A 1,677-nucleotide genomic window follows, 5' to 3' on the forward strand; every position below is an offset into this window, starting at 1 on the left:
TTACACGCTTGGCAACAAGACATTAACAGAGTGCGAATTAGTCCTTGACTATGTTTGACTACATTTTAAGGAACAGGGTGTATAAATAAGTCTAACAGCCCTGAATGATTTAACCATTTTGACAATAAGATTTGTCAAAATGGCATTGACCTGTTCTGAAAAATCTTTAGAGTAAAAGTTCAAAAAGTACAAAACGGAACAGGGTATGAGCCATCTTGCCGAAACAATACAAATTCGTAATACCACGTTTAAAAACCGCATTATTAAAGGTGCAATGAGTGAGGCGCTAGCCAATACCGCAGGACAACCGAATACACTGCATTTAGGTTTATATGAAGCATGGGCAAAAGGTGGCTTGGGTTGCGCAATTACAGGCAATGTCATGGTCGATTTACGCGCTAAAAATGAACCAGGCGTGGTGGGTATTGAATCGGCCCGAGATTTAGACCAGCTCAAACAATGGGCAGACATAGGAAAGCGTTATGACATGGTACAGCTAGTACAGTTGTCACATCCTGGTCGTCAGTGCCCGAAGGGTTTGAACAAAGAAACCGTTGCACCTTCGGCTGTGCCATTTAGCCCTAATTTGGCTTTAAGTTTTGGTACTCCACGTGAACTACGTGATGATGAAATTTTAGATATTATTCAGCGTTTTGCCAAAGCCGCACAAATTTGTGAGCAAGCGGGTTTTGAGGGTATTCAATTACACGGTGCACATGGTTATTTGATTAGCCAATTTTTATCGCCACTTACCAATAAACGCCAAGACCAATGGGGTGGCAGTATAGAAAATCGAATGCGCTTTTTGATGGAAATTTATCAGGCGGTGCGTGCTGCAACATCGGATAATTTTATTGTATCAGTCAAATTGAATTCTGCAGACTTTCAGCGCGGCGGCATCACGGAAGAAGAAGTGATCACGGTTTTTAAAGCCATGGATGAAGCAGGAATTGACCTTATTGAAATTTCAGGGGGAACGTATGAAGCCCCAGCCATGGCAGGTTCTAAAGCAGATAAGCGCAAGCCTAGTACGATTGCACGTGAAGCCTACTTCTTATCTTTTGCAGAATTGATCCGCAGCCAGGTGAAATGTCATTTAATGGTGACGGGTGGTTTTAGAACGGTCGAAGCTATGAATGCTGCGTTAGACAGTGGTGCATGTGATTTTATTGGTATTGCTCGCCCATTTGCTGTAGAAACGGATTTAGCCAACCGCTTGCTGGTAGGGCAAGACGTACGTTATGGCGTTGATAAAATTAAAACAGGCATTCCGATGATTGATAAAATGGCAATTATGGAAATTATTTGGTATGCCGCCCAGTTTAAGGCAATTGCTCAGGGCAAGCGTCCAAATCCAAAACTCTCTCCGTTAAAAGTCTTTTTTAAATATTTAAAAGGAAATTTGACAGCGGTGATTAAAGGGCAGGTGAATTCGCGTAAATCGGCTTAATAGTCTTGCTGTTATGTATTGTGGATAGGCTCAAAGTGTGGATTATTGACTTTGAGTCTTTCACTTTACTGCTCAAAGGTTTCTGAGTGCCGAAATAGCAAAAAGCCCAAGTCATTGTGCTTGGGCTTTTTGTTGAAATGTATCATTTCAAATATGGCGTCCCTACGGGGATTCGAACCCCGGTTACCGCCGTGAAAGGGCGATGTCCTAGGCCTCTAGACGATAGG

Annotated in this window: 1 protein-coding gene; it reads left to right on the plus strand. The window is 42.5% G+C overall.

Annotated features, from left to right (window positions below; all coding sequences use genetic code 11):
* Nucleotides 1–205 precede the first annotated feature (205 nt).
* Nucleotides 206–1,450 (plus strand): NADH:flavin oxidoreductase/NADH oxidase family protein, encoded by a 1,245-nt coding sequence (locus tag HHA41_RS12925; RefSeq protein WP_168418629.1) that lies wholly within the window; start codon nt 206–208, stop codon nt 1,448–1,450.
* The last annotated feature ends 227 nt before the right edge of the window (nt 1,451–1,677 follow it).

The organism is Acinetobacter sp. A1, assembly GCF_012371315.1.
GTDB lineage: Bacteria > Pseudomonadota > Gammaproteobacteria > Pseudomonadales > Moraxellaceae > Acinetobacter.

What these genes read in the sequence shown, in the direction of transcription:
- HHA41_RS12925 (WP_168418629.1), top strand. Translation starts at nt 206, where the DNA reads ATGAGCCATCTTGCCGAAACAATACAAATTCGTAATACCACGTTTAAA.